Annotated in this window: 6 protein-coding genes; 2 read left to right on the top strand and 4 right to left on the bottom strand. The window is 56.7% G+C overall.

Annotated features, from left to right (window positions below; translation table 11 throughout):
- Nucleotides 1–102: 102 nt before the first annotated feature.
- Nucleotides 103–570, top strand: a complete 468-nt coding sequence (locus D8V06_RS04905; RefSeq protein ID WP_056853156.1) for a flagellar protein FlgN — start codon at nt 103–105, stop codon at nt 568–570.
- Nucleotides 571–661: 91 nt separating this feature from the next.
- A complete protein-coding gene (locus D8V06_RS04900; protein ID WP_130906353.1) occupies nt 662–1,408 on the top strand; it encodes a flagellar brake protein in 747 nt (248 codons plus the stop codon).
- 65 nt (nt 1,409–1,473) lie between these two features.
- Here the strand turns inward: D8V06_RS04900 and D8V06_RS04895 are convergent, their stop codons facing one another.
- The 4 genes from D8V06_RS04895 to D8V06_RS04880 form a co-directional block, all read right to left on the bottom strand.
- On the bottom strand, nt 1,474–2,838 hold the full coding sequence (locus D8V06_RS04895; protein WP_130930540.1) for an MFS transporter: 1,365 nt from the start codon (nt 2,836–2,838) through the stop codon (nt 1,474–1,476).
- Nucleotides 2,839–2,907: 69 nt separating this feature from the next.
- Nucleotides 2,908–4,149, bottom strand: a complete 1,242-nt coding sequence (locus D8V06_RS04890; protein WP_177434371.1) for a glutamine synthetase family protein — start codon at nt 4,147–4,149, stop codon at nt 2,908–2,910.
- A 212-nt stretch (nt 4,150–4,361) separates the two neighbouring features.
- Nucleotides 4,362–5,054 (bottom strand): HAMP domain-containing sensor histidine kinase, encoded by a 693-nt coding sequence (locus D8V06_RS04885; protein ID WP_130930539.1) that lies wholly within the window; start codon nt 5,052–5,054, stop codon nt 4,362–4,364.
- The gene (locus D8V06_RS04880; RefSeq protein ID WP_056853161.1) at nt 5,051–6,655 is read right to left on the bottom strand and encodes a tetratricopeptide repeat-containing response regulator; all 1,605 of its coding nucleotides are present in this window, start codon (nt 6,653–6,655) and stop codon (nt 5,051–5,053) included. The genes D8V06_RS04885 and D8V06_RS04880 overlap by 4 nt, the downstream gene beginning before the upstream one ends.
- Between the last annotated feature and the right edge of the window lie 339 nt (nt 6,656–6,994).

Raw genomic sequence — 6,994 nt, 5'->3', positions numbered from 1 at the left:
TCGACAGCAACCGTGTAGCCAGCAAACTGCTCAACTTCGAAGCCCAGCGCTAGGCCACGGGCCGGCGCGAGGCTTTTGGACGCTTAAAACCCAAGGCCAGCCATGCACGACACTAATTTACTGCAACTGATCACCGACGATTTTGCTCCAGCGCAACAATTGCTGGAGTTACTGCGCACTGAATCCCTTGCCTTGCATGGTCGCGACATGGTCCTGCTTGAAGGCATCCTGGCGCAGAAGCAGGCATTGATCATTCTGCTGGAACAGCATGGCCGCAAGCGCAGCGAAATTCTCGCCAGTCTCAATTTGCCAACCAACCGTAGCGGCCTTGAGCAGTTGGCCAGCCAGTCCAGCGTTGGCGAAGCATTGCTTTCTCAAAGCGATGTCCTCACCGATCTTCTATCCCAATGCCAGGCCGCCAATGCCAACAACGGTCAGTCGATCGTCGTCCAGCAGGTTGCCACGGCCACCCAGCTGAAAATCCTTACCGGCGGCGAACCTCCAGCGCTCTACGATGCCAGCGGAACATTTTCCAAGCTTGTGAAACCGCGTCCGCTCAGTCAGGCTTGACCTGTCGATGAGCGCGCTCTATCAAGACGCGAAACATGCTGGCAAAATGCTGGCTAGCCGTAGTCAAAATTTGTCTGGAGATTGATTAACCGTGTCCAATGCCTTAAATGCGGAAGATGCTCCGCAGCCACCCAAGGTGCTCAGCACGCCCCTGGAAATCTCCGGCAACCTGCGCCAACTGCAAGAAAGTCATGACCCGCTGATCATCACGTTCCATGAGCGCAGCCAGCGCTTCCAGAGCTATCTGGTGGACATCGACCGTGAAAGCAACATGATTGCCCTGGACGAAATGATTCCCCGTGACGGCGAACGCTTTCTGCTGGCTGGCGAACCCTTCAAGGTTGAAGGCTTTCACGACGGCGTGCGCATCGCCTGGGAAAGCAATGGCCCGCTGACCATCGACGAATCCGGTGGCGGTCGTTGCTACCGCGGCACTCTGCCTGATGAAGTGGTCTACCACCAGCGTCGCAATGCCTTTCGCGCGGCATTGAAGCTGGCACAACTGGTCAACGTCGACCTGGACGGTGAAAAACTCAAGGCGGCCATCAACGGCAAGCTGCTGGACATTTCCGCCACCGGCTGCAAGCTGCGCTTTGACGGAGACATCACAGGGAGCCTGCAACTGGGCCAGGTCTATGACCGTTTCTCGGCTGCCCTGCCCTTCGGCAAAATGACTGCGCCGGTCGAACTGCGCTACCTGCACTTCGAAGAAAGAATCTCCACGACCTTCGCCGGCGTACGCTTCCATAACATGAGCGGGCTGGTGCAACGGCAAGTCGAGCGCTTTGTCTATCAGCTGCAACGCGAAGCACGGCGCTTCGACAAAGACGATTTCTGACAGGACACAACCATAAAAAAACGGGCAGCCCCTTGCGGTGACTGCCCGTTTTTTTTGGCTGAATGTTAAGGCCTGGCTTCAGTGAAACTCTGTTCCCTGCCCTCATCCGGATCTTCTGGCGGGGCATCGGCCGGTGGCACCGATTCGGTCGTCGGCTCGGGCGGAATCGGATTCTGCATTTGATCCTGCACGACTTGCTCATCAACACGCGGATCGAGGCAGGCCACCAGCGGTGAACTTGTCATGTTGTCCGGCATTGCCACGTGATGCAGCGGCGCATCTTCCACTTGATGCAAATTGGTGACCGCTTTCGGACGAATACGCCACACCAGCACCAGCGCAAAGAAACTGAAAAATGCATAAAGCATTTGGCTGCCGAACAGCTTCATCAGCACGCCTGCAACCAGGGGTCCGATACTCGCGCCAACACCGTAGGTCACCAGCAACATCGCCGTCAGGGACACCCGGCGATCACCTTCGACGTGGTCATTGGAGAACGCGACTGCCAATGGGTACAAGCAGAACTGCACCAGCGAACAGACAAAACCGGCGACAAACAGAATCTCCAGCGGCACCTGCGGCAAAATCGCCAGAGGCAGTGCAGCCAGTGCCAGACAAAACGCGAAACTGCGGATCAACAGCGCCCGGTCATAGCGATCGGATAACCAGCCCAATGGCCACTGCACCAACAACCCGGCAAAAATGCAGCTACCCATGAACAGACCCACCTGCTCGGTGGACAACCCTTGCTGCGAGGCATACAACGGGGCCAGACCGTAGAACGAACCTACGATCAAGCCCGCCCCCAGTACCGTACTCAAGGATTGCGGCACGCGTTTGATAAAGAACCGGGGTTCCATCGGTGCAGGATGCAAAGGCGCAGGGTGAATGCGTCGCGTCAGAGCCACTGGCACAAGACACAATGTGAAGCACAACGCTACCAGCATCAGCAGCTCAAGCCCGAGCCCCGGGTGCATGACCAGAATCAGCTGACCGAGCACCAACCCAAGGTAAGAGGCGATCATGTAGCCGCTGAACACGAGCCCGCGCTGCTTGGCCTCGGCCTGCTCATTGAGCCAGCTTTCAATGACCATGTACTGACACATCATGCCCAGGCCGACGATCACCCGCAGGAACAGCCACGCGGGCAGCCAGTTGACCAGACCATGACCCAGCACCGCCGCACCGACGATCCCGGCACAGGCTGAATAGGCTCGAATATGTCCGACCCGGGCAATCAGCCGATGGCCGATCTTGCCGCCCAGCACCAGGCCGAAATAGTTGGCAGCCATCAGCGCACCGACCCAAAGACTGTCGACATGATCGGCAGCCAGGCGCAATGCCAGGTAAGTACTCAACAGGCCTGAGCCGATCAACATCATCAGCGAGGCGAAATACAGCGCTCGAAAGGATTTCCAGATTTGGCGCATCGGCGTTCCGAGCGGCTCCTTGCAGTAAATACCGGGCGGTCAGAACGACAGCCCGGCAGCAGCGATACGTCAGGCCTGGGCGGCCAGCACACGACGCTCCCAGGGAGTGATTTCATCAAAGAAGCTGGTCAACTCCATGGTCTTCGAAGCGATGTAGCCTTCGATGAACTCCTTGCCGAACAGTTCCTTCGCCAAGTGACTACGCTTCAGACGTTCGAGAGCTGCATGCAAGGTACACGGCAATGAAAGATTATCCGGTACTTCGAATTCACCCTGGATCGGCTCGCTCGGCTCAAGTTTGTGTTCAATGCCATGCAACCCCGCTGCAAGGCTGGCGGCAATCGCCAGATAAGGGTTGGCGTCAGCTCCGGGCAAGCGGTTTTCAACCCGACGAGCAGCAGGTGAACTGGCCGGAATGCGCAAACCCGCTGCCCGGTTGTCATGGGACCAGCAAGCATTGTTCGGCGATGCAAACGGATGGCACAAGCGCTGGTACGAATTGACGTTCGGTGCAAACAACGCTGTGAAATCCGCCATGCCCGCTTGTTGCCCGGCAATGAATTGCCGAAAGATCGCCGTCGGTTGCCCCGCATCATCACTGAACACGTTCCGCCCGGTGTCGATTTCGACAATGCTCTGGTGAATATGCATCGAACTGCCGGGGGTATGCGCCAGAGGTTTGGCCATGCAGACCACCGTCAGATGGTGCTTGAGCGCAACTTCCTTGAGCAGATGCTTGAACAGGAAAGTCTGGTCCGCCAACAACAGCGGATCACCGTGCAGCAGGTTGATCTCGAACTGGCTGACACCCATCTCATGCATGAACGTATCGCGCGGCAACCCCAGCGCCGCCATGCACTCATACACCTCGTTGAAAAACGGCCGCAAGCCGCTGTTGGAACTCACACTGAATGCCGAATGACCGTCTTCGCGACGACCATCCAGGCCCACCGGCGGTTGGAACGGCTGCCCAGGGTCGGGGTTGGGGGCGAAGACAAAGAATTCGAGTTCGGTCGCCACCACCGGCGCCAGGCCAAGCTCGGAGTAACGCGCGATAACAGCCTTGAGTTGACCGCGAGTCGACAGGTTGGAGCTTTCCCCGGTCAGCTCATCCGCATCACAGATGGCCAACGCACGCGGCTGCTTGCTCCAGGGTAAACGGTGGATCTGCCTCGCATCTGGAACGAGCGCAAGGTCACCGTCATCGCTGCCATAAAATCGTGCTGGCGGATATCCGCCCATGATGCATTGCAACAGTACGCCCCGCGCCAACTGCAGACGCCGCCCCTCGAGGAAACCGTCCGCGGTCATCACTTTGCCCCGCGGTACGCCATTCAGATCCGGCGTAACACATTCAATCTCGTCAATGCCCGTCAATCGCTGCGCGAGTGAGGCCAGGCCATCGGTTGTCATGACGCAATCCTTGTTATTGTGCGAGCCGCGAACGGCGACCCGTACAAAATAGGCTTCACGTGTTCGGAATATCAAGCAACGCCCAACAAAAAGCTTTGCGGCAGAAAAAATCAGGGCAAATAAATATTGAACACACCGCCACCCAATGGGCCGCCGTTGCCGATTTCGGTACGCCCGCCGACACCATTGCGCTGATGCAAAGCCGCAATCCGGCCGGCGAAATACAATCCAAGGCCCGTACTGCCACTGCTCTGATTGATGCCCTGTACGTAATCCGCCTGACGTTCAATCATCTCTTCAGGATAACCGTCACCATCGTCGTTGACCGTCAGTACCAGTTGCCCCGCCTCGTCGCTGACACTGACCAGAACCGCATGACGCGCATAACGAATGGCATTGTTGATCCCATTGGCCAGTACTGAAGCGATCAATTCACGGTCGAAGAAACCCAATGGGCTCAGGGGATCGACTTCAAACGTCGCGGCGATACCACGACTGACGAACACATCCTGATGACACGCCAGCTGCGCTTCGATGAAGTCATCCAGTTCGTGGTAGGCCGGTTGCAAGGGCATCTGGTTGACGCCCAGCTTGTACAAGCCCAGCAGCTGCACGAGCATACCGTTGAGGTGAGCGAACTCGAACTCGATCACCCCTTGTTCCGGTGTATGCCGCGTCGGCTCTGGCAATCCCGCCAGCCATTGACTGTGGGCCTGCATCAACATGGCCAACGAGTTTTTCATGTCGTGCACGGTGGACGCGATCACGGTAGAGAAATCGAGGGATTGCGAGTTGTCGTTCATTCGCCAAACGCCTTGCTTTTGAGCTTCTGATATCGCGGATAACGAGCGTCGGAGTCGGGCATCAATCCAACCATCTTCAGGCAAGTGCGACATTCTTCGAGTTCGGCCGACGCCACAGCGGTATCAGTGCCATGCAGCAGCGCCTGTGCCAGGTTCAGCGCGATACTGATGTTCTTCGGCTGCAGCGCCAGGGCCTTACGAAACACCTCACGGGCTTCCACCAGATTGCCAGTCTTGTACACGCGTACGCCCTGACGATTAAGGTCGGCAGCCGCGTTACCGGAATTGAGAATTGTCGGGTCATCGGTCAGCTTGGCGATGCCCTTCATGACCGTTGGGTCGTCACCGTAGATCTCTGCGCAGTTTTTCAACATCGACGCCCCTGCGCTGGCTTGACCGAGCATTTGCAACTGCTTGGCAACCAGCAACGCCGCCTCGGCACTCATGAATTGCTCCATGCCATCAAGGCGCATCATCGCCTGCTCCGTGAGCTTTTCCGCGGTTTCGGCATCATTGAGTAACAGGCTGGTCGCCTTCATCAGCCGTGCACGGATTTGCAGGCCTGGGTCGGACGGGTTCTCCTTGGCCACGGCACTTAGCGTTGTGTTGATTTCCAGTCGGGTACGAGTATCCAGACCTTTTTCGCTACCTTTGCTGATCAAGGCATGGGCCAGCCCGAGGTTACTTTCCGCATCCTTGAAGCGGGACTGCGCACCCTGAGCAACAGCCTGGCGATAGGCTTTGGAGGCCGTATCAAAATCTTCGTTGGTCATGGCCAGCTTGCCTAACTGCGCTTGGCGGCGGACGGCCAAAGGCGAGAGGCGGATGGCTTCTTCCAGTACTTTCTGGGCAGCCCTGGTGTCGCCTTCGGCGACCAATACATCGGCCATGCCATCATAAAGTGCCGGCATCATTGGAAACACTTTCAATGCTTTCTCGTAGACACCTTTGGCCTGTGCTACCTGACCACGCTTGAACAGCAACTTGCCAAGCCCGGCGAACGCCCAAGGCAAAGGTCGGTCCGCAATGATGCTGTCGTAGAGCCGCTCCAGCGCCTCATTCTGATTGAGGTCACGCAGCGCATCGGCGCGGTAACGCAGACATAACGGCGAATAGCGAATGTCCTGCTTGCACAGGGCGATGCAAGCGTTAAGCACTTCAACCGGTTTACCACGGTCGAGCGCCTGAAGAATGGGCTTGAGTAACGTCTTGCGCTGCTCAAGGCGCTCCAGGCGTTGGGCCAGGCCGGAACGGTTGAAGGGCTTGGTCAGGTAAGCATCGGGTTCGTGTTCCAACGCGCTGAGTACCATGGCCTGACTGGTCTCGGCGGTGACCATGACGAACACGCTTTCATGGCTGATCAGCTTCTCGATCATCAGGTCTTCGAGCACTTGCTGACCATTCTTCTTGCCATCGCCCAGATGAAAATCCTGCAAGATGAAATCGTAGGATTTCTGCGAACACATTTTCAGCGCCTGTTCGCCAGTGTCCGCTGTGTCCACATCCTTGACACCCAACTCCCGCAACATGGACCTGACGGAACTGCGGAAATCCGAGAAATCATCGACGATCAGAAAACTCTTTTGGTGATACGACAGCATCGAAGATTTCCAGGCAGATTAAGAAGAAAAGCCGAAAGACAAACACACAAAGAAGATCAACTGCACGACCCTCATGGCGCGCAGATGATAGCCAGTAGCCACAACCTATCAAGCGTTTTCTCTTGAACTGCAAATACAATGAAAGAGTGAGAAGTGAAGATCGCTTGACCTTAAGGTTATCGGCCAGTGATAGCGTTCCCTTGAAGGCTCATTAACGATGCGGCACAAAAAAGGGATGCCCCATCGGAGACATCCCTTTTTTGGTCCTACGGTGCTTTTCTCCAGACAAAACAAAACCCCAACTGCTTTCGCAATTGGGGTTTCGGAATTTAATCTTGA

Source organism: Pseudomonas sp. Sample_24 (assembly GCF_004307605.1).
Lineage (GTDB): Bacteria > Pseudomonadota > Gammaproteobacteria > Pseudomonadales > Pseudomonadaceae > Aquipseudomonas.
This window is presented reverse-complemented; position numbering and strand designations above follow the sequence as displayed.